The sequence below is a fragment of the Comamonas sp. DB36 genome (assembly GCF_057914905.1).
The window spans coordinates 485,427-511,343 of sequence record NZ_CP196633.1; the positions used below are offsets into that span (position 1 = coordinate 485,427).

Below are 25,917 nucleotides of genomic sequence, written 5' to 3' on the forward strand. Positions count from 1 at the left end.
AGCTGCACTTGTCAAACGGGCGGCAAATGCATGGACTGACGCCCGGGTTCAAAGGCATAGCGTTGCCCTTACCGCTCACCCGGAGCCTTGGCTGCAGCCAGACGCCGGCGGCGCTGCAGCAATAGCAGCGCGTAGTGGCTCAGGCAGATGCCCAGTCCGGCCACCGCCAGGCAGTGGCCAAAGAAGCCCGCCACCGAGGCCTCGAAATTCCACCAGTTCAGCGACATCTGGAACAGCAGGCGCGAGCGCAGATCCAGCACCTGCGCACTGAACAAGCCTTGCACGGCGATGCCCAGGGTCAGCAGCCGCAACACCAGGGCGCGCAGCGCGTTGGGCCGGGCAATGCCCAGTAGCTTGCGCGCCACGCCCATGAGCAGCGGCCAGCGCAGGCCCAGGTGAACCGCCACGATGAGCAGCAGCCAGTAGGCAATGCCTGCATGGATCTGCCGCGCAATGAAGTCGTCCTCGAGCCGCAGACCCGCAAACAGCGTTTCGGAAATCAGCAGGCTGCTAGCCAACAAGGCCAGCATCCCTGCCAGCAGCACCATGGTCAGCGCCGTGTTGAACCGGCCGCGGCGCGCGCCCTGCCCTTTGGCCAACCCGGCAAACCAGCGCTGGTGAAACAGGTTGTGCACGACGAGCAGCAGGAAAATGGCCGCGCCAGCCCATTCGTGGGCGGCATTGCCCTGCCAGAAGTAGGTAAAGGCAAACAGCAACAGGCCGGCGACGCTGGCGTCAAGCGCCAGCCTCCAGAGAAACAATGCATTCAAGGCAAAGCTCCGGCTACTCTATGGGCTGGCCGCGAAACCGCTGCAGGCTGCGCGCGGTAAACAGATAGTTCTGGCCTTTTTGCGAGGAATGGCAGGACATGCAGCGCGCGGTGCTTTCCTGCAGGTTGATCTTGCGATCGGGCCAGAACCACTGGAACTGCCAGTCGCCGGTGCGCTGGCGTGGCTCGAAGTCCGCGCCCCAGGCCGGCCCTTTTTCCATCACGAAATAGCGAAAGATCTTCTCGTCCCGGTAGTCGGCCAGCACGAAATGCGTGCCGTCGGGCACGGGCAGGCCTTTCTGTATCGCCTCGATCGCCTGTTGCGTGGTGGAAATGTGCTCTGTGACATTGCCGCGCTTGACCGTTGTGTAGTGCACCAGCTTGTCGAGCGGCGGAAAGGTCACGCGGTTGGCTTCGGCCTGCGCCGGTGCGGCCAGCAGTGCCAGCGCGGCCACGGCCCAGGCACGCGCGGCGATGGGAAAGATATCCATGGCTCGATTCATCGCCCGGTCATCTTCAGCGCGGCTTCGGGCAGGCGCTCGCCCTGGATCTCGATCTTTGCCACCTGCGCATTGATCTGGCTGAGATCGTCCGCGCCCAGCGCGAGCTCTACCGCGCCCAGATTCTCATCCAGGCGATGCAGCTTGGTCGTGCCGGGGATGGGAACGATCCAGGGCTTTTGCGCCAGCAGCCAGGCCAGTGCCACCTGGGCTGGCGTGGCGCTCTTGCGCGCAGCGACCGCTTGAACGACTTCCACCAGAGCGCGATTGGCCTTGCGCGCCTCGGGCGAGAAGCGCGGCACGAGGTTGCGAAAATCCGTCGCATCGAACTGGGTGTTCTCGTCGATCTTGCCGGTCAGAAAGCCTGCGCCCAAAGGGCTGAACGGCACGAAACCGATGCCCAGCTCTTCCAGTACAGGTAAAAGCTCCAATTCCGGACCGCGCCAGAACAACGAGTATTCACTCTGCACGGCCGTCACCGGCTGCACCGCGTGGGCGCGGCGTATCGTCTGCACGCCCGCCTCCGACAGGCCGAAATGCAAAACCTTGCCCTGGGCAATCAATTCCTTGACGGTCCCGGCCACGTCTTCGATGGGCACGTCCGGATCCACGCGGTGCTGGTACAGCAGATCGATGCGATCGGTACGCAGGCGCTGGAGGCATTGCTCGACCGCAGCCCGGATATGCGCCGGGCGGCTGTTGGTACCCGGTCCGCGCTCACCGGTCTGAGGGTTGATGTCAAAGCCGAACTTGGTGGCAATCACCACCTGGTCGCGGATGGGCTGCAAGGCTTCGCCAAGTAACTCCTCATTGGCAAACGGGCCGTAGGCCTCGGCGGTATCGAAGAAATCGATGCCGCGCTCATGGGCGCCGCGGATCAGCGCAATCATGTCCTTGCGGTCCGCAGCAGGGCCGTAGGCCGAACTCATGCCCATGCAGCCCAGGCCCAGGGCCGAGACTGCGAGATTGTTTCCAAGCAGACGTTGCTTCATATCAGTCGCATCCTTTTTGAATAATGGCGCCGGCCGGAGCCGACCTGCGCCGGTGTCATGGGGCAGCGGCGGCACCGAGCCACTTCATCACGCTTTCCATGGTGCGCCGCTCCTGGTCCATCTCGATGACGAAGGCCTCGCGCAGGCGGGCGTTGGGCGCGTGGCGCGCCAGCACCGCGCGGCTGCTTCCCGGTCCATAGCCTCCATGGGTGATGAACGGAACCAGCGTCTTGCCCGACAGATCGTGGGCCGACAGAAAGGAGCGGATCACCGGTGGCGCGGTCTCGCCCCAGATCGGAAAGCCCAGGAACAGCGTGTCGTAGGCCGCAAGCTTGCTCACCCGGGACGCGAGCGCCGGCTCGAAGCCCGCGTCGCGCTCCTGGCGCGCCTGCGCCACCGTCGCCAGGTAGTCCTGCGGGTAGGCGGTGGCGGGCGCGATCTCGAACAGGTCGGCGTTGCGCGCGCGCTGTATCACGCCGGCCACCACCCGGGTGTTGCCCGAGCGCGAGAAATAGGCGACCAGCGCCGGGGCTGGTGCGCCCGGCGGCGGTGCGCCGTGGGCCGCGGTCTGGGCGGTGGCGGCCACCAGGGCGGCCATCGCACTGCGCCGCCCGGGGTCGTGATCAGATGTCATGGCTGGGTCTTTCATCGCCGGCAACTCGAATGCGCAGTCCTTGCCCGCCGATTGCTGCCGATGCGCTAACGATAGCCGTTTCACCGCCTGCTGATTAGAGGCAAAATGGCGCAAAGACTTGTGAAACGGGTTCAGCAATGCCACGCGACAGCTACAACGATCTTCTGGCCTTCATCCAGGTCGCCCAGCAAGGCAGCTTCACCAAGGCGGCGGCGCAGATGGGAGTTTCGCCGTCGGCGCTCAGCCATGCGATACGCGCGCTCGAAGCGCGGCTGGACGTGCGTCTGCTGACCCGCACCACGCGCAGCGTCTCGACCACGGATGCCGGCCTGCGCCTGCTGGCCAGCGTCGCGCCACACTTCGAGGACATCGACGCGGAGCTGACTGCCGTCAGCGAGCTGCGCAAGAAGCCTTCGGGCACGGTGCGCATCTCCGCCTCGGAGTTTGCCGCGAGCTATCTGATCTGGCCCAAGCTCTCCCAGGTACTTGCCGACTATCCCGACATCACGGTCGAGGTGACCGTCGACTACAACCGCACCGACATCGTTGCCGAGCGCTACGACGCTGGCGTGCGCCTGGGCGACGAGGTCGCCAAGGACATGATCGCGGTGCGCATCAGCGCCGACCAGCGCATTGCCGTGGTCGCATCGCCAGGTTATTTCGCCCAGCGTTCCCAGCCCAAGCGACCGGAAGACCTCGCTGAGCACAATTGCATCAATCTGCGCCTGCCCACGCACGGCGGCCTGCTGCCCTGGGATTTCCAGAAGGGCAGGAAAGTCATCAAGGTCCGAGTCACGGGCCAATGGATCTACAACAGTTCCACGCCCATGCTGCGCGCGGCGCTGGCCGGCCAGGGCCTGGCGTTTCTACCCGAAGACATGGCGCTCGAACATCTGGCCAGGGGCGAGCTGCTGCGGGTGCTCGACGACTGGTGCCAGCCCTATTCCGGCTACCACCTCTACTATCCCAGCCGCCGGCAGACATCAGGTGCGCTTGCCGTGGTGGTCGACGCCTTGCGCCACACCGAGCCCGTGCGGCGCGCCAGAAAGCCCAGGACCGGCACAGCGGCATAAAGCGGCAAGGAGCTGCCTGGAGCAGCCATCAGGCCGGCAGCCACCGCGGCGCGCCACCGGCCGGGCCGGCATGCCGGGGCACAGGGCCACTCAATTACTGAGCCCAGTTCACAAGTTTATGTCGAATTGACCTACTTATCGCCGGGCGGCGCAGTGGGTACATTGGCTTACGAACACCCTGAGGCTGCCTCATGAACAAGACCCTTTGCGGCATGGCGATGTGCGCCGTAGCCCCCTTTGCCAGCGCCGCGGATGCGCCCGACCCAGCGAGCGCCGCTGCAGCGCCCGCGCCAACCCAGCAGATCACGCTTGCCGGCACCCAGGCGCCGAGTTTTGGTTCCGCCGAGTACTTCACGGGCCGCGTGCGCGTTGACCCACTGTTCACGCCCAACGCCAGCATCAACGCCTCGGGCGCCTATGTGACCTTCGAGCCGGGCGCGCACTCCGCATGGCATACGCATCCGGCGGGCCAGCGTCTGGTGGTGACCGCCGGTATTGGCCTGACGCAGGAATGGGGCAAGCCCGTGCAAACCATTCGCCAGGGCGACGTGGTCTGGTGCCCGCCCGGAGTCAAACACTGGCACGGCGCTGCACCGAACAGCGCCATGACCCACCTGGCCGTGGGCAGCAGCGTGAACGGCGTGACCGTCAACTGGATGGAGAAGGTGACCCATGAAGAATACAACGCCCGCTAAAAAGCATATGGCACGCGCCGTGGCCGCCACCCTGGCACTCGGTCTGGGAATGGCCGCGGCCCAGTCGCAGACCGCCCAGGGCAGCGCGGCCCAGCCGGTGCCGGCCACGGCCGCCGCTGCCGAAACGCTCAGCGCGCGCCAGCAGGCCATCGTGCTGATGGCGTCGTTTGGCGCCGCCAGCGACATGCCGCGGCTGAACACCGCTGCGAACCAGGGTCTGGACGCCGGCCTGACGATTGCCGAGGCCAAGGAAATCCTGGTCCAGCTCTATGCCTACGCCGGCTTCCCCAAGAGCCTCAACGCGCTGGGCGAACTGCTCAAGGTCGTGGAGGCACGCAAGCAGCGCGGCATCCAGGACGCTCCGGGGCATGAGCCCAGCCGCGCCGTGGCCACCGGCGATGCGCTGGTTGCCGTGGGCCGGGACAACCAGACGAAGATTTCCGGACGGCCCGTGCAGGGCCCGGTGTTTGATTTCGCGCCGGTCATCAACCAGTTCCTGCAGGCCCATTTGTTTGGCGACATCTTCGAACGCGACAACCTCGACTGGCAAAGCCGCGAACTGGCCACCGTGGGAGCGCTGGCCGCGATGCCGGGCGTGGAGGCGCAGCTGCGCTCGCACATGGCCGCCAGCCTGCGCGTCGGGCTGACCCCCGCGCAGCTGCGCCAACTCGCGCAGGTGCTGGCCGAGCGCGGCGACGCCGCGGCCGGCAAACGCGCCGGCGAAGCGCTCAAGCAGGCCCTGGCGGCCGCCGGAGGTTGAGCATGAAAAGCCTGCTGACCACGCTGGCCACGGCCGCGCTCATCACCGGCTGCGCCTCGCCATTCCAAGGCAATGCCAATGTTTCCGGGCCGCTGGTGATCCAGGCCCAGGGCAGCTTTGCCGTTGGCGGCACGGTGCAGACCACGCCCGGAAGCTACAACAACAACCAGCCCAGCGCCGCGGGGCAAAGCCTGCATGGAGACCATCTCTATGCGTTCTATCAGGTCCCGCAGCACCCCAGGCCGCTGCCCATCGTCATGCTGCACGGTGCGTTCCAGTCGGCGCGCAGCTGGGAGACCACGTCGGACGGGCGTGAAGGCTTCCAGACGCTGTTCCTGCGCCGCGGATTCCCGGTCTATCTGGTGGACCAGCCGCGCCGTGGCCGCGCCGGCAACAGCACCGTGGCCGCCACCATAGAGCCGACGCCCAACGACCAGCTGTTCTTCGACCAGTTCCGCCTGGGCAAATGGCCCCACTATTTCGGCAACGTGCAGTTCGATCGCAGCCCCGCAACGCTGGACCAGTTCCTGCGCTCGGTCACGCCCAACACCGGGCCCTACGACGCCGGCGTGATCGCCAACGCCATGTCGGCGCTGGTCGACAAGACCGGGCCGGCGATCCTGTTCACCCACTCCCAGGGCGGCGGTCCCGGCTGGCTCACGGCGATCAAGAACCCCGACGTCAAGGCCATCGTCGCCTTTGAACCCGGCAGCGGCTTCATCTTCCCGCCAGGCGAGCTGCCGGCGCCCATGCCCAGCGCGGCCGGAACGCTCGCACCCGAGGCCGTGCCGCTGGCGGATTTCCAGAAGCTCACCCGGCTGCCCATCGTCATCTATTACGGCGACAACTTCCCCATAGAGCCCACCGCCGAGCGCGGCCAGGACAACTGGCGCGTGCGCCTGGCCATGGCCAGGCTGTGGGTAGCCGCCATCAACCGGCATGGCGGCGACGCACGCCTGGTGCACCTCCCCGAGATCGGCGTGCGCGGCAACACGCACTTTCTGATGTCCGACCTCAACAACGTCGAGATTGCCGATCTGGTGGCGCAGTTTCTCGCGGAAAAGAAGCTGAACTGACTCTCAAGGAGCATTGACATGAAAAACAAAATTGATCAGGCGGTTCTTGTGAAAGAGACCCGCCAAATGGCCTATCCGGAACGCCGCCGCTGGCTGGCTGCAGCTGCCACGCTGGGCGTTGCGCCCTGGCTTCTCTCCGCATGCGCCCAGAACACCAGTGCCCCGCGCGCCACTGCGAGCCAAACAAGTTCCGCGGGCCGCCGGCGCCTGGGGCCATTGGAAGTTTTCCCCATCGGCCTGGGGGTTCAGTGGCATCCCAGCGGCCCGCAAGGAGTCGTCGACCTGTATTCCAGCCGCACCACCCGGCAAGGCGGCATTGCGCTCATTCAGCGCGCGGCGGATCTGGGCGTCAACCTCTTCGATACCGCCGAAGTCTACGGCCCCTTCATGTCGGAGGAATTGCTTGGCGAAGCATTGCAGGGCAGCCGGCGCCACCGCGCCATCATCTCCACCAAGTTCGGATTCGACATCGATCCTGTCACGGGCCAGCGGCGCGGCGGAGTGAACAGCCGCCCCGAGCATATCCGTCAGGTCGTCAACGCACAGTTACGGCGACTGCGCACCGACCGTATCGACCTGCTCTACCAGCACCGCGTCGATCCGAATGTGCCGATCGAGGACGTGGCCGGCACGATCAAGGACTTGGTCAAGCAAGGCAAGGTGCTGCATTACGGCCTGTCCGAGCCTGGCCTGCAGACCGTCCGTCGTGCGCACCGGGAGCATCCCGTGGCCGCTATCCAGAACGAGTACTCGATGCTGTACCGCGGCCCCGAAGCCCAGGTGTTGCCGCTGTGCGAGGAATTGGGTATCGGCTTCGTGCCGTGGAGCCCGCTGGGCATGGGCTTTCTGGCCGGTAGGGTCCAGGCCATGAGCCGTTTCGAGAAGCAGGACTTCCGCGCAGCCGTCCCGCGCTTCGCACCCGATGTGCTGCCCGCCAACATGGCCCTGGCGGAACTGGTCAAGGCCTGGGCCGGGCGCAAGAACGCCACACCGGCCCAACTGTCACTCGCCTGGCTGACGGCCCAGAAGCCGTGGATCGCGCCCATTCCCGGCACCACCAGCGTGGCGCATCTGGAAGAGAACATCGCCGCCGCTTCGATCACCTTCAGCGCTGCCGAGTTGCAGGAACTGAACGCCGCAGTGGCAGCGATTCCCATCCGGGGCGCGCGCCTGTCGCCCGCGGTCCTCTCGGCCACGGGTGTTGAGGCGCCGCCAAAACGATGAGGCGAAGCGGCCCAGAATGAATGGTTCCCTGAGGCCGCTGCGCAATTTCACACTTTAGAAATATGGATACATGAAACGCATGATTTTCAAAGCCACGCTCATGGCGGCAATGGTGGGCATCTCGGGCGCCCAGGTGCTGGCCGCCGACTACAAGCAAAACCCTTTCACCCTGACCTACGAAGGCGCCATCACGCGCAACGAGCCGGGCAAGGTCAACCTCCACCCGGTCAAGTACAAGCTGGGCGGCCTGGATATCGCCGCCAACGTCTATACCCCGGCAGGCTATGACCCCAAGAAGTCGTATCCCGCACTGGTGGTGGCGCACCCGAATGGCGGCGTCAAAGAACAGGTGGCCGGCCTGTATGCGCAGCGGCTGGCGGAGCAAGGCTACATCACCATCACCGCCGATGCGGCCTATCAGGGCGCCAGCGGCGGCCAGCCGCGCAATGTGGACAAGCCCGCGCACCGCATCGAGGACATCCATGGCATGGCGGATTTCATCACCCAGTATCCGGGCGTGGACAAATCCCGCCTGGGCGTGCTGGGCATCTGCGGCGGTGGCGGCTACACGCTGGCGGCGGCGCAAAGCGACAAGCGCTTCAAGTCCATAGCCACCCTGAGCATGTTCAATTCCGGCCGGGTACGCCGCAACGGCTTTGCCGATTCGCAGCTCAACACGATCCAGGACCGGCTGCAGCAGGCGTCGGCCGCGCGTGCACAGGAAGCGGCCGGCGGCACCGTTCTCTATTCAGGCGACGCCAATATGACGGACGCGCAGATTGCCGCGCTGCCGTTCGAGATGTATCGCCAGGGCTATGAGTACTACTGGAAGACCCACGCCCACCCTGGCTCGACTTTCAAGTACACCACCAGCAGCCTGCTGGACCTGATGCGCTTCGATGCCACCAGCCAGATCGAGCTGATCAACAAGCCGCTGCTGATGATTGCCGGCAGCAAGGCCGACAGTCTGTACATGAGCGAGGACGCGTTTGTGCGCGCTTCCGGCACACAGGACAAGGAACTGTTCAAGATCGATGGCGCAACCCATATCGAGACCTACTGGGTACCCAAGTATGTGGACGCCGCCATGGGCAAGCTGACGGCGTTCTACGCCAAGACGCTCTGAGCGGGAAGCGCGACCATGGGAACCATGCACAGCCCAGCCGTCCTTGCCAGGCGCACGGCGAAGCTTGCGGCCATGTGGCTGGGCGTGTGGGCCATGGCCAGCGCCGGTGCGCAGGACCTGGCCGACATTCGCCCCGCGGGCAGTCCCCTGGTGCTCAAGGCGCGCGGCAGTTTCTACGTGGGCGGCGAGCAGGTGGAACAGACGGCGGTCGCGCTGGGCAGCCTCGGCCCCGACGACCGCGTCACCGTCCAGCAGATGTACGTCGAGTACATGGTGCCGCAAGCGGCGGCCAGGGTGCCGGTGGTGATGGTCCACGGCGCCACGCTCAGCGGCAAGACCTACGACACCACGCCAGACGGCCGCATGGGCTGGTATGAGTACTTCGTGCGTCAGAACCATCCGGTGTATGTCGTCGACCAGATTGGCCGGGCGCGCTCGGGTTTCGACCAGTCGCCGTTCAACCAGGTGCGGGCCGGCCAGCTTACGCCCGACAAACAGCCCAGCCTGCTCAGGCTCGCCGATCGCTTTGGCGCATGGACCAACTTCCGCATCGGGCCGCAGCCTGGCAAGCCTTACCCCGAAACCCAGTTTCCGGTGGAGGCGGCCGACAGGATGTCCAAGCAAAGCGTCCCCGATCTGCTTGGCACCTCGCGCGCGGACAACCCGAACTGGAAGGCGCTGTCGGATCTGGCATTGCAACTCGACGGCGCGGTTCTGCTGACCCACTCGCAGTCAGGGCCTTACCCGCTGAAAGCCGCCGTCATCAATGACCGGGGGATTCGCGGCATCGTGATGGTGGAGCCAGGCACCTGCCACGCCAAGGTCCACACCGATGCCGAGATCAAAACGCTGGCCAGAACCCCCATCCTCATACTGTTCGGTGACTACCTGTCGTCGCCGACCGGCTTGCCAGGGCCGACCTGGAAGGACCGTTACGACGATTGCCTGGCGTTCAAGCGTCGCGTCGATGCGGCCCAGGGCGATGTCCGCCTGCTGGCCACGGCCGAGGCCGGCCTGCATGGCAACAGTCACATGATGATGATGGACAGGAACAATCTGCAGATCGCCGATCTGATCGTGGCCTGGATTGCCGAGAAGGTGGCGCCGGCCAGTGTGTCGGAATGAAAGAACGGTCGATGCCGCCACCACCCACGCAGCGGTCCTGATGAACTAACGCCGCAGCCAGGCGATTGCCCGGCCTCCCAGCGAGCGCTGCAGCTGCGATTCGGCAAAATCAATGGCCAGCAGCAGACCGGGCAAGGAAATTCCGGTGGAAAAGCCGCTTTGCTCGGCCATCAGCACCAGATCTTCCGTCGCCACATTGCCTGCAGCGCCGGGAGCGAACGGACAACCACCGATACCGCCGACGCTGGCATCCAGGCGTCGCACACCGACCTCGATGGCGGCCCAGGCATTGGCCACTCCCATGCCGCGCGTATCGTGAAAATGCACGGCCAGCTGCGCCGCAGGCACGACCTGCAGCAAGGCCTGCATGCGCGACTTGACCTGACCGGGCGCCGCCGCGCCAATGGTGTCGGCAATCACGATCTCGCCCGCGCCAGCCGCGTGCATGCGTTCGGCCGCGTGCAACACCGCATCCAGCGCGGTCGGCCCCTCGAACGGGCACTCGAACGCCACCGCTACATAGGCCCGCGTGCGCAATCCCAGGCGTCGTGCTGCCACCAGGGTCTGCTCGCTGACCTCGATGGCCTGATCCAGCCCCATGTTGATGTTCTTGCGGTTCATGGTTTCCGTCGCCGAAAGCACCACGGCGATTTCGCGGGCGCCGGCCGCATGGGCGCGCTCGAGTCCCCTGAGATTGGGCACCAGCACCGAGGTGCGCAGACCCGGCACGCAAGCGCTCAGCTGCGCCACGAGTTCGGCGGCGTCGGCCATCTGCGGCACGGCCTTGGGCGACACGAAGCTCGTGGTCTCGACGCTGGGCACACCTGCTGCGGCCAGCAACTCGATCAGGCGCAGCTTGGCCTCAGTGGACAACAGTACTTTCTGATTCTGTAAACCGTCGCGCGGCGACACGTCGGTAATATAGAGCTTGTCCGTGCCGTTCATGCAATGGCTCCCGCGGCCTGCAACTGCGCGAGTTTCTCAGGCGAGTAGCCGACCACGTCTTCAAGCACGCTGCGGGTGTGCTCACCCAGTCCCGGCGGACAGGTGAAAGGCTTGGCCTGGGCACCCGACAGCTTCATCGGGTTTCCGGGCATGCGCACCGTCTCGCCGGTTTTGAGCGTGACGGGCACAACCATGTCACGCGCCCGCACCTGGGAGTCGCCCAATGCCTGGGCAAAGTTGTTGACCGGGCCACAGGGAATGCGCGCCGCGCGCAGCCGCTCAAGCCAGTAGGCCGTGTCATGGGCGCGAAACGCTGCGCCTATCAGCGCGTCGATCTCCTCCTTGGCCGCGTAGCGCACGGGCTGTTGCAGGTACTCGGGCTTGCGCAAGTCCGGCAGGTCGATGAAGTCGACGAAGCGCGCAAAGAACGGGTCGCCAATGCAGGCCACGATCACATGGCCATCGGCCGTGGGGTAGCTGTTGTAGGGCACGTGCACGAAATGGCCATTGCCTATGCCTGAGGGTACCTCGCCGGACAGCAGGTGCATGGTGGCCATGTAGTTCAGCAGCGAGATCTGGGCGTCTAGCATGGAGATGTCCACATGCTGCCCGCGGCCAGTGCGTTCGCGCTCGGCGATGGCTGCCAGCACGCCCATGGCGCCGAAAATGCCGCCCCCCAGGTCGCCGATGGGAATGCCGCTGCGCAGCGGACCGGTCGCGGGCGTGCCCGTGATCGACATGCCGCCGCCCATGGCCTGCACAACCTGATCGAACGCCGGGCGCTGGGTGTCGGGGCCGGTCTCGCCAAAGCCAGTGACCGAGCAGGTGATGATGCGCGGGTTGATGGCGCTCAGACTGGCGTGATCGATGCCCAGGCGCGCCGGAACGCCGACGCTGAAGTTGTCGAACACCACGTCGGCAATGCGCACCAGGTCCATGAATACCGCCTTGCCGGCCTCTGTCTTGAGATCGATGCACACGCTTTGTTTGTTGCGATTGAGCGTGAGGTAGTAGGCCCCCATGCCGTCGCGTGAATAGTCAGGGTCGTTTTCCAGCAGCCGGCGCGTGCCCTCCCCCGTGCGCGGCGGCTCGACCTTGATGGTGCGTGCGCCCAGATCGGCCAGCAGCATGGTGCCATACGGCCCCGAGAGCATGTGCGTGAGGTCCAGGACGGTAATATGTTCAAGTGCCATGATATGTCTCCTTCGAGTAGTTGAGGCTGGCACGCAATCAGCGTGCAAGCCGGGAAAAGCTGCGCCCTGCCGTCTTCTTGACCGCTCATGTGTGACAGGGGAAGTCGACTGCACGAGGCTAGGATCGGATGCCATCTGGGGTTTGCGTCCCCTGCGCGGCGCGCCAGCGGGTGCAGGCGCCGCTGCGCGCCCACCGCAGGAGGACATGAAGCAGCAATTAAGGCGTCTGTCCCAGGCGCCTCATGCAACGACCGGTGTTCAGAAGCTGTGGTGCAGTCCCACTGCCAGCGCGGCCTGGCCTGTTCCAGGCGTGGGGAGACCGCCGGCGTGCGACGAGCTTGCCGAGTACCGCGCCAGTCCGTCGTTCTTCACATAGCCGAAGCTGGTGTAGACCGAAGTTCTTTTGCTGAAGGCATGGGTCGCGCGCAGAACCAGCAACTTGGCATCGTTGTCGTTTGCCGTGTTGTGGATGGCAGACAGCTGTGCGTCCAGGGTGAGTTGGCTGTTGAGCTTGTGGGACACACCGACATACCAAAGATTGGTATTGGGTTGGCTGCCCAGGCCCTCATCCTTGCGCGCGATCACTCCGCCCCCCAATCGGGTGTTGCCGAACATCTTGTAGGCATTGACCAGCACGCGGCGATCCTTCATTGACGCCGATGTCAGACCACCTGCCGCCCGCGGACCGCCGCGGTATTCATCCACACCCAGCCCCGCGCCCCAATCCTTGTTGTCGTACTTGACCATCGCGGACCATTGCGTGCATTCGGAAGAAGCCTGCGCGTTTTCCCCCACGCAGTTGTTGGCCGCTGTGGCCATCGCATCGCGGCCGAAGCTGTAGGTGAAGCCGATATCGAAATTCTGCAGACTGGTCCGATACGCAATCGAGTTGTCGACCCGGGCTGCGGCGAGATAGGAGTCGAGCGAACCCAGACCGTGCATGGACCCGCCGGTGATGTCGGAGTTGCCGAAGGCCCACAGCAGCATGGTGTATTGACGCCCCAGGCTCAACGTGCCGAAATCGGTTTTCAATCCGGTCCACGCCTGCCGGCCGAAAGCACGACCGCCCTGGTTGAGCGTTCCGCTGTCAGGCGCTATGCCCATCTCAAGCGTATACAAAGCACTCAGGCCCGGACTGATCTTCTCTTCGCCGCGAAAACCGAGCCGACTCGCGGCCCGTCCTGAAGTGGTGGCCATGCGGGTGATTCCCGATCCTGTCGACGTCTTGTTCAAACGCTCTACCGCCACATCGACAATCCCATAGATCTGGAGATTGCTTTGGGCGTAGGCCTGCAGGCTGAGGGCGGAGAGGGCCAGTGATGCAAATACAGTTTTCATTGTGTTCTCGTGCGTATTTAAATTAATTGAAATCAATCTTTTTGATGATTTCCCTGTAATTCCTGTAATCCTTCTTGTTCAGGGCATCGAGCTCCGAGGGGCTGCTGACAACGGTTTCCGCACCCAGAATCGTTTCCGCCTTCTTGATGACCACCGGGTCTTTCATGATTTCGTTGAATTGGGTGTTTATCTTGGCAATCACATCCGCCGCCGTGTTTTTCGGTGCAAACAGCGCGTACCAAGTGGAAATATCCAAGTCAAAGCCCTGCTCCTTGAACGTGGGCGTGTTTGGCGCAAACTTGGATCTCTTGGAAGAAGCTGTCGCCAGCAGCTTGACGCTTTCATCCTTGAGATAAGGAAAAACCGCATCCAGGGAGGTGTAAACCAGGGGTATATGGCCAGCCACCAGGTCGCTTACTGCTGGAGCAACGCCTTTATATGGGATCTGCGCCAATTTGTTTCCTGTAACCAAGCCATTGAAGGTCTCGCCAAGAATATGTGCGACCGAGCCGGTGCCGGTGGTTCCATAGGAAAGCGTCTTCGTCTTTGAGATTTCAACCACATCCTTGAGACTATTGATTCCCGATGATTTGTTTGTCACCAAAAACAAGGGGACATCCGCCAAATGGGCAACCGGGCTGAACTCATTGACCGGGTCATATGCCATTTTGTTTGAGCTCTTGCCCAAAACAAACTGTGCGTATGAAAAACTTCCAGGTGTAAGCAAAAGAGTATTTCCATCTGGAACGGAGTTGGACACATACGAGGCGCTGATCGCCCCCGTCGCCCCCGGCTTGTTCACTACCAGAACCGTTTTGCCGATTTTTTCCTGGAGTTTCTCGGCAATTATTCTTGCAAAGACATCCGTGCCGCCGCCGGCCTGGTAACCGACAACAAGGGTCAATGGTTTCTTGTCATTGAAAGACAATGCCTCGCCGGAGGCAATCACCATTGATGAGGAGATAAAAAATCTTCTTGATATTTTCATGACAAATCAGTTTGTGTTGATATTTAAGAGCCTGTACCACCATGAATTCACTTGCATCAATAGTTCCACCTCCACTCCGTTGAATATTTCCTTCAATCCGAAAAACAAAAATCAATAGTCGATCGCTTCACGCCAGCCATACGAAGTCGGCGGCACAAGGCCCGGCGCGGACGCCGCGCCAGGCGCCGTCGGCCCGTCTTGCTGCGCCGGCAATCGGGTCGCACCTGCGCCGCGTGTCCTGCCGTGAGTTGCCCGCCGTAGGGACGCCCAAGAAAGCCTTTCAATGCCTCAATTTAACTACAAAACGGATATTTTTTATATACGTGCGGTACATTAAATGTGTGGCATGTTTGCGACGAAACGTAGATTTTTCATGTACACAATGTACATAACACCACTAGCGAAAACCGTGCCAGGACGCGACGTTAGGCTTTAGGTCACGCCGCAACGGCCCGCTGTACGCAGGTAAACAGACGCAGTGCAAACCGTGCGCCCGCGCAGTAACACGCCAATTCCTCAGGCGACGGCATCGCTGCCAGGAACACAGCGCAGCACTAGGAGGGGGGCGGGGGCCGGCCATCGGCCCGGAGAATCGCTGGCAGGGGACTGCAGCGTGGAGCGGGCCTTGCACCGCGCTCGGGAACGCGCCTGTTGCAGGCGCGTTGTCAAACCATTGCCGATCAGCCCCTGCCGGGGTCTGCGGCCATGTGTCAACGGCCCATCAATGCATCCCAGACGCGGCTCCAGCGCGACCCGCGCCGCGGTGGCGTCAAGTCGTTGAAGGTGATCTCGATCTTGATCACAATGGCTGCATCCGAGACACTGGATGACGTGTGCACCTGGGTCAGGGCTGTGCCTGCCAGCGCCTGCCCCGCATTTGCGGCCTTGTCAGCGCGCGCTGCAGTTTGAGCGGGCGAGGATTCGGGCTCTTCGGTTTGCGTGCCGGCCACAATCTTCTTGCGAAACGCCTCGAAGAACTGCCCGGCCATCTTCTTGGCCGTGATGTCGATCAGGCGGGCGCCAATCTGGGCCAGCTTGCCGCCGACGCTGGCCGCGGCCGTGTATTTCAGCAGCGTGGTCTCGGCATCGATGGCGCTCAGCTCCACTGACGCCTCGCCCCGGCCGAAGCCCACGGCGCCACCTTGCATGTTGAACTCCAGCCGGTACGAGGACGGCGCCACGATATCGTGCATGCGCATCTCGCCCTTGAAGCGCGCGCGGATCGGGCCCACGGCTGCGGCGACAATCACTTCATAGCTGCCGTCTTCCTGCAGATTGATGGCCTCGCAGCCCGGTATGCAGGTCCGCAGCAGGTTGACGTCATTGAGGGCAGCCCATGCCACGTCCTGCGCCACGGGCAGGCTGATTTCGTCACTCATCTTCATGCAATAACCTCTTACTGGTAATTCGGGGATTCGTCGGAACTGTCGCGGCTGCGGCAGTCAATAGGTATCTCTGCAGACTCAGGGTCCATCGCCGGAAAGTCACGGCATGCTCACCAACCTTGTTCCGTCTTGATGCGTTTTGCCGCCGCCTTGACCGCATTCACGATGCCTTCGTAGCCCGTGCAGCGGCACAGATTGCCCGCCAGCCATGTGCGGATCTCTTCTTCCGTCGGCTCCAGATTGCGGTCCAGCAGCGCCTGCGCCGAGATCAGCATCCCCGGCGTGCAGAACCCGCACTGCAGCGCATGGTGGTTCTGGAACTCCTGCTGCAGCGGCGACAGACCGTCGGGTGTCGACAAGCCTTCGATGGTCGTCACGAACGTGTCCCGCGCCTGCAGCGCGAACATCAGGCAGCTTCGGGCCGGCTGACCGTCCACCACCACCGTGCATGCCCCGCAGGCGCCGTGCGCGCAGCCCACATGCGTTCCCGTCAGCTTGAGCTGGTGGCGCAGGAAGTCCGCCAGCAGCATGCGCGGCTCGGCCTCGCCCTGCATCTCGACGCCGTTGACCGTCATCCGTATCAGTTGCTGCTCTTGCGTCATTGCATCCCCTTGTCGATCGCGCCTTGCAGCGCTCTTTGCACCAGCACGCCCACCACATGCCTGCGGTAGGCCGCCGTGGCGTAGGGGTCGGCAGACGGCTCGACCTCCGCGCGCGCGCAGTCCACGGCTGCGGCTATCAGGCCTTCTGCGCCCAGCCCGCGCTCCAGCACCAGCGCTTGCGTCTGCCGCAGGCGCAGCGGCTGGCCGTCGACGCCCATTGCCGCCAGCGCGATGCTGCCCAACTGATCTGCCTGGCGCGTCATGTACGTTGCCAGTCCCACCACCGCCACACCTTCCTGGCGCACGCTCACTTCCTGGAACAAGGCATAGGAGTCGGGCGCGCACACCGGAAAGAGCACTTCGCGCAGGAACTCGCCGGGCATGATGGCCGTGCTCAGATCGCCCTGGAAGAAATCCCGGGCATCCACGGTTCGGCTGCCATGGATGCCGTCGATCACCATCTTTGCGTCCAGGGCCATGGCCACCGACGGCAGCTCGGCCACGCGGTCCGCATGGGCAATCGTTCCGCCCACGGTGGCGCGGCAGCGCACCGCCACCGGCCCCGCATGCTCCAGCGCCAGGGACACCAGCGGGCACAGCGCGCGCACCAGCGGGTGCTCCATGGTGTCGAACTGGCGCGCCATGCCGCCCACGGCCAGCCAGTCGCCTTCGCGGCGCACATAGTCCAGCGCCGGGCAGCGGTTCAGATCGATCAGCGCCGCGGGCTTGAGCACCCGCAGATTGAGCATGGGCACCAGGCTCTGGCCGCCCGACAGCACGCGCGCATCCGCGCCGTACTGGCGCAGCAGCGCGATCACGCCTTCCACCGTCTCGGGCGCGTGGTAGTCAAAGACCGGGGGTTTCATGCGCTACCTCGGGCGCTTAACGCGCCGCCGCGGCCGGTTCCACCTCGGCCAAAGGCGCCGTCATCGCGTTGTAGCCAAAGACCCATGACGGATCCTCCTCGTATTTCAGGAAAGTGTTGGCATTGGACACCGCCTGCACCTTCGACGCTCGCGCCTGGCGCGTGCTTTCGTAGCGCTTGTACGCCAGCGGCAAATCCTCGGGGTGCGCTTGCATGCATCGTGCCAGAACGGCGGCGTCCTCGAAGGCCATGCCCGCGCCCTGGCCCATGTGCGGCTTCATCGGATGGCAGGCGTCGCCCAGCAGCACCACGCGCCCGGCGCTCCACAGCGGCAGCGGGTCGCGCGTGAGCAGCGGCCATTTGCTGATGTGCGTCGAGCCGGCAATCACGCGCTGCACTTCCTCGTGAAAGCCGGCGTAGTGGTCCTGCACTTCCTGGATCGTCACGTCGACGGGCGAAGTGCCCTGCCAGTGCGGATCGGGCGAGCCGGTGACGAAGTAGACCTCGTCCTTGGCCTTGGTCGTGTAGTAGATGATCATGTGCCGGTCCTCGCCCGAAGGATGGCGCGAATCCGACCAGAACTTGGCGCCGTCCGAGTCCAGCGGGCGCGACAGGCGCGAGGCCGGAAACACCGAGCGGTAGGCGACATAGCCGGTGTACCGCGGCGCCTCGGGGCCCAGCAGCAGCTCGCGCACCCGCGAGTTGACGCCGTCGGCGCCTATCACCGCATCGACCTCGGCCGTCGTGCCGTCGGCGAAATCCAGCCGCACGGCGTCCCCGAGTTCCTCCAGCCCCACCAGGCGCTTACTGAACTCTATGGTGCCGGGCCGCAGGCCGCGCAGCAGCGTGGACTGCAGATCACCGCGGTGCAGGATGGAATGCGGCTCGCCGTAGCGCGCCGCCCAGTCTTGCTGGGGCTGTGAATAGAGGATCTTGCCGCTGTCCCACTCGCGGCTGAACCAGGTGCCGGGCACCTGGCCGCGCGTGAGCATTTCCTCGACGACGCCGGTGGCGCGCAGCACATGCATGCCGTTGGGATAGATGTTGATGCCCGCGCCTATGCGCGCCAGCTCGTGCGCCTGCTCGTAGACGGTCACGTTCTCGAAGCCCATGCGCTGCAGCAGGGATCCTGCCGTCAGGCCTCCCATGCCACCGCCGATCACGGCAATTCTCTGCTGAGTCATTTTCTGGCCTTAAGTCTGGGCACGCCCTACACAAGTCGCCTGGGCGCCGAAGGCGCTGACCAAGCGGGACAGCCATCTGGCGTCGCTCCCGGCGTGCGTTTTGATTCTATACCAATTAATGTACGTTTCGTATAGAATTTAGGTTCGCTTTGTAGATGTTTTTGCCATCTGCAGCCACCTCGCGGTCGACCGCAGTTACCACGCCATAGGAGAACCCATGTCATTCGACAAGCTCGTGCACCTGTTCCAGGAACAATTCGTGCGCTGCAAACTGAAACCCCAAGAGTCGGTCGTTGTCCTGTCCGGAGCCGCCAGCCCGCAGCAATACGTGCGGGCAGCGATGGAGGCGGCCCAGAACCTGGGAACGCGCCCTCTTCAGTTGCATGTTCCGGCGCCGCGGGCCACGGTCGGTGCCAACGCGCTTGCCACCGTGGGCACCACGCCGGTGACAGGCCTCAGCGCGGCGATGGCCTGTCTCAAGCAGGCCGATTTCGTCGTCGACCTGCTGCTGCTGCTGCATTCGCCCGAGCAGGTCGAGATTCTCGAATCAGGTGCGCGCATGCTGCTGGTGCTCGAACCCGCCGAAGTGCTGCAGGCACGCCCCCCGACCGAGGCGCTGACGCAATCGGTCACCGCCAGCGCACAGTTGTTCCGTGCCGCCAAGACGCTGCATTTGACCTCCGAGGCAGGCACCGATCTGCGCATGGAAATCGGCGAATTCCCCGTTATCACCCAGTACGGCGTGGCGGACGAACCTGGCAGATGGGACCACTGGCCTTCCGCCTTTCTCTACACCTGGCCCAACGAAGGTTCGTCCAACGGCACCGTCGTCATCAACAAGGACGATTTCATCTGGCCGCTGAACCACTATGCCGAAACTCCCATCCATCTGACCGTCAAGGATGGCTACATCACCGCCATCGAAGGCGGGCCTGACGCCGATCGCCTGCGCAGCGAGATGGCCGGCTTCAACGACCCCGAGGCCTACGCCATCGCACATATTGGTTGGGGTGTGGATCCGCGCGCCGACTGGTTCGCGGTGCGCAAGACGCCGCTGCGCGTGGGCGGAACCGATCCACGCTCCTTTGCCGGCAATGTCCAATTTTCCACCGGCCCCAACACTGAAGTGGGCGGCAAACGCAACACCATGGGTCACTTCGACATGCCTTTGCTTGGCTGCACCTTGAAGCTCGATGGCAAAACGGTTGTCGACAAGGGATCGGTCACGCCGATTTGAGTTGCCGCCATGGAGACTCCCTGCCATCCGATGTACTGCAGCGATCTGGTGCAAGAATCCTAGAGCCGCACGGATGTGGTGCCTTCACGCACCAAAATTTATATACTTAACGTATGTACATTCACTACTATTTGTAGTTAAATTAAGACTTGCGGCAGATCAATGCCGCCTCAGAAAGGGCATCGTATGGATCAGACAGCGCTCGACACGAACTATGCAAGCACGGGGTTCAACACACGATTGGGGTTTGGCAAGCGCCCGGCGCTGGTGATGATCGACTTCGTGCAGGCCTACTACGTGGAGGGTGCCCCCCTCTACCACCCGGATTTCGGCCCCAGCTTGGAATCCGGCGTGCGCCTCAAGACGCTTGCCAACGCAGCCGCAATTCCTGTGGCAATCACCCGCATGGAAATACAAAAGAATGGGGTGGGCGGTGGCATCTTTTATGAAAAGATAAAGCACGCACTGACCAGCTTCGAACCGGGAAACCCTCTGGGGGACTTTCCTCCCACGTTGAAGGTGGAGGAATCGGACATTATTATTTCCAAACGCTACGCGAGCGCTTTCTTTGGCACAGGACTTGCTCCAGCATTAACGGCCATGGGGGTTGACACCGTTATTCTTTGTGGAGTTTCTACCAGCGGCTGCGTGCGCGCAACTTGTGTGGATGCAATTTCGCATGGATTTCGGCCTGTAGTTGTTCGAGAAGCAGTCGGTGATCGACATGCGACCGTGCATGAAGTCAATCTCTATGACATGAATGCGAAATATGGAGATGTGCTGGGTGAAGATGAAGTCACCCGATATCTCCAGAGCATCGCAAAATAGCGGGAAGAAACCTCTAAGGCTACTTCCCATTTGGTGAAGACGGGTTCAGTCACATATTTTTTTCCGGCCCTGTCACTGCCTTTTAGCGAAAATACCATCGAAACCATCATGTCCGATTTCACAAGCCGCACCAACCGACGCAATGCAATTCTTGCATCAGCTGTCATTGCTCTCTCCTTTTCCGCGACGGCGCAGGCTGCGCCAGGCTATCCCAGCAAGCCAATCACTTTGGTGGTTCCGTTCTCCGCGGGTGCGGGCACGGACCAGGTTGCCAGAGCCATTGCAGAAAAGCTGGGCACGATGATGGGTGCGCCTGTTTTGGTGGAAAACCGCCCGGGTGCTGCTGGTGTCATTGGTGCAACCTATGTTGCAAAATCTGCGGCGGACGGACATACGCTGCTGTTCACGCCCAATAGTTTCTCGTTTGCGCAATTGATATCCGGCGGTGGCAGCAAGCCGGCCTACAACCCCATTGACAGTTTCAAGCCGGTGATCGAAGTCTGCAAGACACCGGTATTTCTTGTAGCCGGCCCGCAGCCGGGAATCAAGTCGTTTCAAGAGGCTCTCGCAACCTCGAAAAAAACGACGCTGACATATGGCAGTGCAGGCAGCGGATCCATTACCCATCTCATTGGTGAAGCGGTGAACCAGGCAACGGGAATCAATCTGGACCATGTGCCCTACAAAGGAACTTCCCAGGCCGTGGTCGATTTGTTGGGAGGGCATGTGGCTTATTCCTATGCGTCCATGAGCACGATTGAGCCGCACTTGAAAACGCAAAAGATGCGCATTCTGGCCACCACCGGAAACACACGTACTGAATTGGCACCCGATGTTCCCACGCTTGCGGAACTTGGCTATCCCAAGGTGAATATTGTTTCATGGTATGGCGTCTTCGCACCCCAGGGAACCAGTGACTCCATTATCACGCTGCTCAATGGGCATATAGATAAAATTCTCAAGATGCCGGATGTCGTGGAAACGCTGAGGAAACAGGGGTCCACCCCTGTCGGTGGACCTGCCAGTGCACTTGCCCAGACCAACAAGATGGATGCGGCAAGCTACCAGAAACTCATCAAAGAGCTGAATATCACCGCCAATTAATCCAGCGATCTCGCCGCTAGGGCGAGATCACTGCTCCTTCAACCACCCTTGAATCCAGCCATGCGATACCCACCCCTATCTCGCCGCGACATGAACCACGAGCAACTGCGCGCGGTTCAGGTCGTCACCAAACGCCGCAAGCCGTCCGTCTCGTCCGAAGGTGGCGTCGAGGGCCCGTTCATTCCCCTGGTCTACATTCCCGGCATTCTGGACAGGTTCCAGGCGCTGGGTGAGCACTGCCGTTTCAGCACCAGCCTCGAGCCCAAGCTGCGCGAACTGGCAATCATCATCACCGCGCGCCATGTAGCTGCACAGTTGGAATTCCATGTGCATGCCATGGAAGCGCACGAGTTTGGGTTGGCACAGAACATCATCGATGCCGTGGCAGCGCAACAACGCCCGGAGAATATGCCGCTCGCTGAAGAGCTGGTGTATGACCTCTGCATGGAGTACCAGACCGACGGTCGTGTCTCGGATGAAACATTTCAAAAGACCGTAGACCATTTTGGCCACGCTGCCATCATTGAAATAATCACCACCTGCGGTTATTACGGAACCCTGGGTTTGAGTATGAACGTTTCTCATCCACCGATACCAAAATTTCTCGCGGGGTTCGAACCCGCATTTTCCGTCCCTACAGAATAGAACTTGCGATGCGATATCCCATACTGAAATCCGAAGAAATGAGCGCAGAACAGCGCGAAATTCTGGAAAAAATCAAAACCGAACAGGCAGAGGTTTTAAGCGGTCCGTACGGCGCCATCCTGTATGCTCCAAAAATTGCAGGATTGCTTTACGAACTCGACAAGTTTCTCACCGAGGGCTTGCAGGTTCCCGAGCGCCTGCGCGCAGTTGCGGTGCTGACGGCCGCGGCCAAACATCGCACCGAGGATGTTCAAAAATATATTGCCATGAAGTCCATTCAGACCACGGATCTGGATGAAAAGACGATCACGGCGATTTCCAATCGTCAGCACCCCATCAGTGACCATGACGATGAAAATATGGTGCACGAATTCGTTTTTGAACTGATAACGCGAGGCCGCGTCAGCAATTCCTGCTTTGACCGCACAGCCCAGGCATTTGGTCGAGAAATATGCCTTGAGCTGGTGAAAATTGCCGGATTTACAATCTTCTTCAATGGACTGGCGTCCATTACAGAACGCCTACCTTCGGCAGTGGCCGCCTAACAGCTCGTTCACAGCGAGAATCAATCGCGTTTCTCCTCCAACAGAGGAAGGGCTTTCTCGCTGTTGTCGGTCACCCGGGTCAGGAATTTCTCTGCGGACACCAGCATGGACCGGGTGACGCCTTCAAAGAAGGCGTCGTTGAATTTTTGTCGCAAAGGAGCAATTGTGCGCATCGTTTCCTCGCCATTTTTCGTGAGCAGCAAAATCACACTGCGGCCATCGCTGGCGTTGGCGCCCTTGCTGACCAGGCCTTTCTTGATGAGATAGCCGACCTGCGTTGTGACATGGGTCGACGCCATCAGCGCATATTTCGCCACGTCGCGGACAGTGGTTCCGCCTTTGCCCTGGGCATGTGCGATGGCCAAAAGAATGACGTACTGATTACCGCTCAAATTAACCGAATCAGCAACGGTGTCTCTGAACATCAGCAGTCGATCTGCAAACAATCTTGAGAGAAACAGGACCCTCCTGAACAACTCATCATTGCCATCCTGAAGCATTGCTTCGTGTGACACGGACAAGCTAGGGACAAATTCTGCCTCTTCAGTGTTGGGAGCCGAATCTTCGCCTTTTTTTTGCATGCATTACTCACAATATAGTCAAAAACTTGCGCAATTATATTGAAATCAAACAAGACTGTGCAAGCGAAAGGTATTCCTCCAGACAGTGCCCGCATTGATTTTCCATGCAGCCAATCACGCGCCCATCGGATTTGAAGATCACCCACTAAACGCATATGACCAACACCGAAAATACTCCAAAAAGAGTAGGACGCCACCTGCTTTTGGGCGATCTGCGAATCCATTATGTCAAAGTTGGATCGGGCCGCCCTCCCCTGATCCTGTTGCCTGGCATTACCAGTCCCGCCGCGAGCTGGGAGTTTGTCGCCGAACGGCTTGCGGCCTATGCCGACGTCTACGTGATGGACATCCGTGGTCGCGGACTGTCCTCGAGCGGTACGCATCTTTCGTACCAGCTCGACGACTATGCCCAGGACGTTCAGGGGCTGATCGATGCGCTGGGCCTTGAACAGCCAATGGTCCTGGGTCATTCGATGGGCGCCCGCATTGCCATCCGCTTCGCAGCGCAGTCGGCGAATGTCGTCGCAAAACTGATTCTGGTCGATCCTCCGGTGTCGGGCCCGGGTCGTCGGCCCTACCCGATTGACTTGCCTTATTACCTGCAGTCCATCGAGGAAGTGAGTCGAGGCCAGGGGTACGCTGCAATCAAGGCCCAGTTTGGCTGGACCGAGGCGCAGATCGAGGCCCGCATGGAATGGTTGCCCACCTGCGATCCCTTCGCCATCGCCGAAAGCCATAGATCGTTCCACGAGGAAAGCATCCATGGCGACCTGCCTCATATCGCCACCCCCACGCTTTTGCTGTACGCGCAGCGGGGCAACACAGTGACAGACGAGGACGCCGCCGAGATCGCCCAGGCCATGGGCAACTGCAGGGCGCAAAAGATCCTGGACGCAGGTCACATGATTCCCTGGGATCAGCTCGATGCGTTCGTGGCGGCGGTCGCCGATTTCATTGCGCCGGCGCAGCAGTAGCCCTTTGCCCATGACCCGGCGCTTGTTGCACATGCACATGGGTCATGGAAACACCCCGGCCTCAGCGCCGATATTTTTCACCACTCCATTTAAAAATATGCCCCGCACGCTCTACGACAAGATCTGGGACGAGCATGTCGTCCACACCGAAGAGGATGGAACCACCCTCTTGTATATCGACCGCCATCTCGTGCACGAGGTCAGCAGTCCGCAGGCCTTCGAGGGCCTGCGCGAAGCCGGACGCAAGTTCTGGCGCGTGAACTCGGTGGTCGCCACCGCCGATCACAGCACGCCCACGACCGGGTGGGAGCTGGGCTATGACGGCATCGAGGATCCGGTCAGCAAGGCGCAGATCATGGCGCTGGATGCCAACATCGGAGAATTCGGTGCCGCCGCCTTTTTCCCCTATCTGTCCAGTCGCCAGGGCATTGCCCATGTGATCGGCCCCGAGACCGGCGCGACGCTGCCTGGCATGACCGTGGTCTGCGGCGACAGCCACACATCGACGCATGGCGCTTTCGGCGCTCTGGCGCATGGCATAGGTACCAGCGAGGTCGAGCATGTGCTGGCCACGCAGACCCTGCTGGCCAAGAAGGCCAGGAACATGCTGGTGCGCGTCGAAGGCGCGCTGATGCCCGGCGTGAGCGCCAAGGACATCATTCTGGCCGTCATCGGCAAGATCGGTACCGCCGGCGGCACCGGCTACACCATGGAGTTCGCGGGTTCGGCCATCCGGGACCTGAGCATGGAAGGCCGGATGACGCTGTGCAACATGGCCATCGAAGCGGGCTCGCGCGCCGGGCTTGTGGCGGTGGACCAGAAAACCATCGACTATGTCGAAGGCCGCCCTTTCACCCCCAAGGGCGCCGCATGGGAGCAGGCAGTGCGCGGCTGGAAGGCCCTGCAGTCGGACGAGGGCGCGCATTTCGACACCGTGGTCGAATTGGACGCCACGCAGATCAAGCCGCAAGTCACCTGGGGCACTTCCCCCGAAATGGTGTTGCCGGTGGATGGGCGCGTGCCGGATCCCGCGCAGGAGCCGGATGCGAACAAACGTGCGGCAATAGAGCGCGCGCTGCGCTACATGGGGCTGGAAGCGAATACCGCCATCACCGACATTGTTGTCGACAAGGTGTTCATCGGCAGCTGCACCAACAGCCGCATCGAGGACCTGCGCCAGGCTGCTGCCGTCGTCACCCGACTGGGCAGGAAGCTTTCCGGCAACGTGAAGCAGGCGCTGGTCGTTCCGGGCTCGGGTCAGGTCAAGGAGCAGGCCGAACGCGAAGGGCTGGACCAGGTCTTCAAGGCCGCGGGCTTCGAGTGGCGCCAGCCCGGCTGCTCCATGTGCCTGGGCATGAATGCCGACCGCCTCGAGCCCGGTGAGCGCTGCGCCTCCACCAGCAACCGCAACTTCGAGGGCCGCCAGGGCACGGGCGGCCGCACCCATCTCGTGAGCCCCGCAATGGCGGCAGCGGCGGCCATCCACGGTCACTTCGTCGACGTGCGTGAGCTCGTCTGAAAACGAGCCC

At 62.3% G+C, this 25,917-nt stretch carries 27 protein-coding genes; 14 read left to right on the forward strand and 13 right to left on the reverse strand.

What is annotated here, in order from left to right:
- Positions 1-68 precede the first annotated feature (68 nt).
- The 4 genes from ACSVDO_RS26480 to ACSVDO_RS26495 are packed head-to-tail and all read right to left on the reverse strand — an operon-like array spanning position 69 to position 2,895.
- Complete coding sequence (locus ACSVDO_RS26480) at positions 69-770, reverse strand: DUF4405 domain-containing protein (RefSeq protein ID WP_489597588.1); 702 nt, start codon at positions 768-770, stop codon at positions 69-71.
- A 13-nt stretch (positions 771-783) separates the two neighbouring features.
- Positions 784-1,260, reverse strand: coding sequence for a cytochrome P460 family protein (locus ACSVDO_RS26485; RefSeq protein WP_489597589.1), 477 nt, complete (start codon positions 1,258-1,260; stop codon positions 784-786).
- 8 nt (positions 1,261-1,268) lie between these two features.
- Entirely contained in the window at positions 1,269-2,261 is a 993-nt protein-coding gene (locus ACSVDO_RS26490; protein ID WP_489597590.1) for an aldo/keto reductase, read from the reverse strand.
- A 55-nt stretch (positions 2,262-2,316) separates the two neighbouring features.
- Positions 2,317-2,895: a flavodoxin gene (locus tag ACSVDO_RS26495; protein WP_489597591.1), complete on the reverse strand. Its 579-nt coding sequence runs from the start codon at positions 2,893-2,895 to the stop codon at positions 2,317-2,319.
- 137 nt (positions 2,896-3,032) lie between these two features.
- On the opposite strand from ACSVDO_RS26495, the gene ACSVDO_RS26500 reads away from it, so the two are divergent.
- From ACSVDO_RS26500 to ACSVDO_RS26530, 7 genes are all read left to right on the forward strand, one after another.
- Positions 3,033-3,968, forward strand: coding sequence for a LysR family transcriptional regulator (locus ACSVDO_RS26500; RefSeq protein ID WP_489597592.1), 936 nt, complete (start codon positions 3,033-3,035; stop codon positions 3,966-3,968).
- A gap of 191 nt (positions 3,969-4,159) precedes the next feature.
- Positions 4,160-4,663 carry a (R)-mandelonitrile lyase gene (locus ACSVDO_RS26505; protein WP_489597593.1) on the forward strand — a complete coding sequence of 168 codons (504 nt, stop codon included), beginning with the start codon at positions 4,160-4,162 and terminating at the stop codon, positions 4,661-4,663.
- Positions 4,641-5,423: a carboxymuconolactone decarboxylase family protein gene (locus tag ACSVDO_RS26510; protein ID WP_489597594.1), complete on the forward strand. Its 783-nt coding sequence runs from the start codon at positions 4,641-4,643 to the stop codon at positions 5,421-5,423. The genes ACSVDO_RS26505 and ACSVDO_RS26510 overlap by 23 nt, the downstream gene beginning before the upstream one ends.
- A gap of 2 nt (positions 5,424-5,425) precedes the next feature.
- Positions 5,426-6,499, forward strand: coding sequence for an alpha/beta hydrolase (locus tag ACSVDO_RS26515; protein ID WP_489597595.1), 1,074 nt, complete (start codon positions 5,426-5,428; stop codon positions 6,497-6,499).
- Positions 6,500-6,565: 66 nt separating this feature from the next.
- On the forward strand, positions 6,566-7,723 hold the full coding sequence (locus tag ACSVDO_RS26520; protein ID WP_489597901.1) for an aldo/keto reductase: 1,158 nt from the start codon (positions 6,566-6,568) through the stop codon (positions 7,721-7,723).
- 70 nt (positions 7,724-7,793) lie between these two features.
- Entirely contained in the window at positions 7,794-8,849 is a 1,056-nt protein-coding gene (locus tag ACSVDO_RS26525; RefSeq protein ID WP_489597596.1) for an alpha/beta hydrolase, read from the forward strand.
- Between the two features lie 15 nt (positions 8,850-8,864).
- Positions 8,865-9,974, forward strand: coding sequence for an alpha/beta hydrolase family protein (locus ACSVDO_RS26530; protein WP_489597597.1), 1,110 nt, complete (start codon positions 8,865-8,867; stop codon positions 9,972-9,974).
- Between the two features lie 45 nt (positions 9,975-10,019).
- On the opposite strand, the gene ACSVDO_RS26535 is transcribed toward ACSVDO_RS26530, so the two are convergent.
- The 8 genes from ACSVDO_RS26535 to ACSVDO_RS26570 form a co-directional block, all read right to left on the reverse strand.
- Entirely contained in the window at positions 10,020-10,919 is a 900-nt protein-coding gene (locus ACSVDO_RS26535) for a hydroxymethylglutaryl-CoA lyase (RefSeq protein ID WP_489597598.1), read from the reverse strand.
- Positions 10,916-12,112, reverse strand: a complete 1,197-nt coding sequence (locus ACSVDO_RS26540) for a CaiB/BaiF CoA transferase family protein (protein WP_489597599.1) — start codon at positions 12,110-12,112, stop codon at positions 10,916-10,918. The genes ACSVDO_RS26535 and ACSVDO_RS26540 overlap by 4 nt, the downstream gene beginning before the upstream one ends.
- A 258-nt stretch (positions 12,113-12,370) precedes the next feature.
- Entirely contained in the window at positions 12,371-13,450 is a 1,080-nt protein-coding gene (locus ACSVDO_RS26545) for a porin (protein WP_489597600.1), read from the reverse strand.
- A 22-nt stretch (positions 13,451-13,472) separates the two neighbouring features.
- Positions 13,473-14,438: a Bug family tripartite tricarboxylate transporter substrate binding protein gene (locus ACSVDO_RS26550; RefSeq protein ID WP_489597601.1), complete on the reverse strand. Its 966-nt coding sequence runs from the start codon at positions 14,436-14,438 to the stop codon at positions 13,473-13,475.
- A gap of 710 nt (positions 14,439-15,148) precedes the next feature.
- Positions 15,149-15,823, reverse strand: coding sequence for an SRPBCC family protein (locus tag ACSVDO_RS26555; RefSeq protein WP_489597602.1), 675 nt, complete (start codon positions 15,821-15,823; stop codon positions 15,149-15,151).
- A gap of 110 nt (positions 15,824-15,933) precedes the next feature.
- Positions 15,934-16,425, reverse strand: a complete 492-nt coding sequence (locus ACSVDO_RS26560; RefSeq protein WP_489597603.1) for a (2Fe-2S)-binding protein — start codon at positions 16,423-16,425, stop codon at positions 15,934-15,936.
- Entirely contained in the window at positions 16,422-17,291 is an 870-nt protein-coding gene (locus ACSVDO_RS26565; protein WP_489597604.1) for an FAD binding domain-containing protein, read from the reverse strand. Before ACSVDO_RS26565 ends, ACSVDO_RS26560 begins: the two co-directional genes overlap by 4 nt.
- Positions 17,292-17,307: 16 nt before the next feature.
- On the reverse strand, positions 17,308-18,474 hold the full coding sequence (locus tag ACSVDO_RS26570) for an FAD-dependent monooxygenase (protein WP_489597605.1): 1,167 nt from the start codon (positions 18,472-18,474) through the stop codon (positions 17,308-17,310).
- Positions 18,475-18,691: 217 nt separating this feature from the next.
- Between ACSVDO_RS26570 and ACSVDO_RS26575 the strand changes: the two genes are divergently transcribed.
- The 5 genes from ACSVDO_RS26575 to ACSVDO_RS26595 all read left to right on the forward strand — a co-directional run bounded on the left by ACSVDO_RS26575 (position 18,692) and on the right by ACSVDO_RS26595 (position 22,833).
- Positions 18,692-19,711: a 2,5-dihydroxypyridine 5,6-dioxygenase NicX family protein gene (locus ACSVDO_RS26575; RefSeq protein ID WP_489597606.1), complete on the forward strand. Its 1,020-nt coding sequence runs from the start codon at positions 18,692-18,694 to the stop codon at positions 19,709-19,711.
- Positions 19,712-19,897: 186 nt separating this feature from the next.
- A complete protein-coding gene (locus ACSVDO_RS26580) occupies positions 19,898-20,539 on the forward strand; it encodes an isochorismatase family protein (protein ID WP_489597607.1) in 642 nt (213 codons plus the stop codon).
- Between the two features lie 108 nt (positions 20,540-20,647).
- Positions 20,648-21,643, forward strand: coding sequence for a Bug family tripartite tricarboxylate transporter substrate binding protein (locus tag ACSVDO_RS26585; RefSeq protein ID WP_489597608.1), 996 nt, complete (start codon positions 20,648-20,650; stop codon positions 21,641-21,643).
- A gap of 90 nt (positions 21,644-21,733) precedes the next feature.
- Entirely contained in the window at positions 21,734-22,288 is a 555-nt protein-coding gene (locus ACSVDO_RS26590; protein ID WP_489597609.1) for a carboxymuconolactone decarboxylase family protein, read from the forward strand.
- Positions 22,289-22,326: 38 nt separating this feature from the next.
- Positions 22,327-22,833 (forward strand): hypothetical protein, encoded by a 507-nt coding sequence (locus tag ACSVDO_RS26595; RefSeq protein ID WP_489597610.1) that lies wholly within the window; start codon positions 22,327-22,329, stop codon positions 22,831-22,833.
- A gap of 20 nt (positions 22,834-22,853) precedes the next feature.
- Here the strand turns inward: ACSVDO_RS26595 and ACSVDO_RS26600 are convergent, their stop codons facing one another.
- Positions 22,854-23,414: a MarR family winged helix-turn-helix transcriptional regulator gene (locus ACSVDO_RS26600; RefSeq protein WP_489597611.1), complete on the reverse strand. Its 561-nt coding sequence runs from the start codon at positions 23,412-23,414 to the stop codon at positions 22,854-22,856.
- A gap of 155 nt (positions 23,415-23,569) precedes the next feature.
- Here ACSVDO_RS26600 and ACSVDO_RS26605 point away from each other — a divergent pair, with 155 nt between their 5' ends.
- Positions 23,570-24,388, forward strand: a complete 819-nt coding sequence (locus tag ACSVDO_RS26605) for an alpha/beta fold hydrolase (protein ID WP_489597612.1) — start codon at positions 23,570-23,572, stop codon at positions 24,386-24,388.
- Positions 24,389-24,485: 97 nt separating this feature from the next.
- Complete coding sequence (leuC, locus tag ACSVDO_RS26610) at positions 24,486-25,907, forward strand: 3-isopropylmalate dehydratase large subunit (protein WP_489597613.1); 1,422 nt, start codon at positions 24,486-24,488, stop codon at positions 25,905-25,907.
- Positions 25,908-25,917: the final 10 nt, after the last annotated feature.

What these genes read in the sequence shown, in the direction of transcription:
- ACSVDO_RS26485 (WP_489597589.1), bottom strand. Translation starts at nt 1,260, where the DNA reads ATGGATATCTTTCCCATCGCCGCGCGTGCCTGGGCCGTGGCCGCGCTG.
- ACSVDO_RS26490 (WP_489597590.1), bottom strand. Translation starts at nt 2,261, where the DNA reads ATGAAGCAACGTCTGCTTGGAAACAATCTCGCAGTCTCGGCCCTGGGC.
- ACSVDO_RS26495 (WP_489597591.1), bottom strand. Translation starts at nt 2,895, where the DNA reads ATGACATCTGATCACGACCCCGGGCGGCGCAGTGCGATGGCCGCCCTG.
- ACSVDO_RS26500 (WP_489597592.1), top strand. Translation starts at nt 3,033, where the DNA reads ATGCCACGCGACAGCTACAACGATCTTCTGGCCTTCATCCAGGTCGCC.
- ACSVDO_RS26505 (WP_489597593.1), top strand. Translation starts at nt 4,160, where the DNA reads ATGAACAAGACCCTTTGCGGCATGGCGATGTGCGCCGTAGCCCCCTTT.
- ACSVDO_RS26510 (WP_489597594.1), top strand. Translation starts at nt 4,641, where the DNA reads ATGAAGAATACAACGCCCGCTAAAAAGCATATGGCACGCGCCGTGGCC.
- ACSVDO_RS26515 (WP_489597595.1), top strand. Translation starts at nt 5,426, where the DNA reads ATGAAAAGCCTGCTGACCACGCTGGCCACGGCCGCGCTCATCACCGGC.
- ACSVDO_RS26520 (WP_489597901.1), top strand. Translation starts at nt 6,566, where the DNA reads ATGGCCTATCCGGAACGCCGCCGCTGGCTGGCTGCAGCTGCCACGCTG.
- ACSVDO_RS26525 (WP_489597596.1), top strand. Translation starts at nt 7,794, where the DNA reads ATGAAACGCATGATTTTCAAAGCCACGCTCATGGCGGCAATGGTGGGC.
- ACSVDO_RS26530 (WP_489597597.1), top strand. Translation starts at nt 8,865, where the DNA reads ATGGGAACCATGCACAGCCCAGCCGTCCTTGCCAGGCGCACGGCGAAG.
- ACSVDO_RS26535 (WP_489597598.1), bottom strand. Translation starts at nt 10,919, where the DNA reads ATGAACGGCACGGACAAGCTCTATATTACCGACGTGTCGCCGCGCGAC.
- ACSVDO_RS26540 (WP_489597599.1), bottom strand. Translation starts at nt 12,112, where the DNA reads ATGGCACTTGAACATATTACCGTCCTGGACCTCACGCACATGCTCTCG.
- ACSVDO_RS26545 (WP_489597600.1), bottom strand. Translation starts at nt 13,450, where the DNA reads ATGAAAACTGTATTTGCATCACTGGCCCTCTCCGCCCTCAGCCTGCAG.
- ACSVDO_RS26550 (WP_489597601.1), bottom strand. Translation starts at nt 14,438, where the DNA reads ATGAAAATATCAAGAAGATTTTTTATCTCCTCATCAATGGTGATTGCC.
- ACSVDO_RS26555 (WP_489597602.1), bottom strand. Translation starts at nt 15,823, where the DNA reads ATGAAGATGAGTGACGAAATCAGCCTGCCCGTGGCGCAGGACGTGGCA.
- ACSVDO_RS26560 (WP_489597603.1), bottom strand. Translation starts at nt 16,425, where the DNA reads ATGACGCAAGAGCAGCAACTGATACGGATGACGGTCAACGGCGTCGAG.
- ACSVDO_RS26565 (WP_489597604.1), bottom strand. Translation starts at nt 17,291, where the DNA reads ATGAAACCCCCGGTCTTTGACTACCACGCGCCCGAGACGGTGGAAGGC.
- ACSVDO_RS26570 (WP_489597605.1), bottom strand. Translation starts at nt 18,474, where the DNA reads ATGACTCAGCAGAGAATTGCCGTGATCGGCGGTGGCATGGGAGGCCTG.
- ACSVDO_RS26575 (WP_489597606.1), top strand. Translation starts at nt 18,692, where the DNA reads ATGTCATTCGACAAGCTCGTGCACCTGTTCCAGGAACAATTCGTGCGC.
- ACSVDO_RS26580 (WP_489597607.1), top strand. Translation starts at nt 19,898, where the DNA reads ATGGATCAGACAGCGCTCGACACGAACTATGCAAGCACGGGGTTCAAC.
- ACSVDO_RS26585 (WP_489597608.1), top strand. Translation starts at nt 20,648, where the DNA reads ATGTCCGATTTCACAAGCCGCACCAACCGACGCAATGCAATTCTTGCA.
- ACSVDO_RS26590 (WP_489597609.1), top strand. Translation starts at nt 21,734, where the DNA reads ATGAACCACGAGCAACTGCGCGCGGTTCAGGTCGTCACCAAACGCCGC.
- ACSVDO_RS26595 (WP_489597610.1), top strand. Translation starts at nt 22,327, where the DNA reads ATGAGCGCAGAACAGCGCGAAATTCTGGAAAAAATCAAAACCGAACAG.
- ACSVDO_RS26600 (WP_489597611.1), bottom strand. Translation starts at nt 23,414, where the DNA reads ATGCAAAAAAAAGGCGAAGATTCGGCTCCCAACACTGAAGAGGCAGAA.
- ACSVDO_RS26605 (WP_489597612.1), top strand. Translation starts at nt 23,570, where the DNA reads ATGACCAACACCGAAAATACTCCAAAAAGAGTAGGACGCCACCTGCTT.
- leuC (WP_489597613.1), top strand. Translation starts at nt 24,486, where the DNA reads ATGCCCCGCACGCTCTACGACAAGATCTGGGACGAGCATGTCGTCCAC.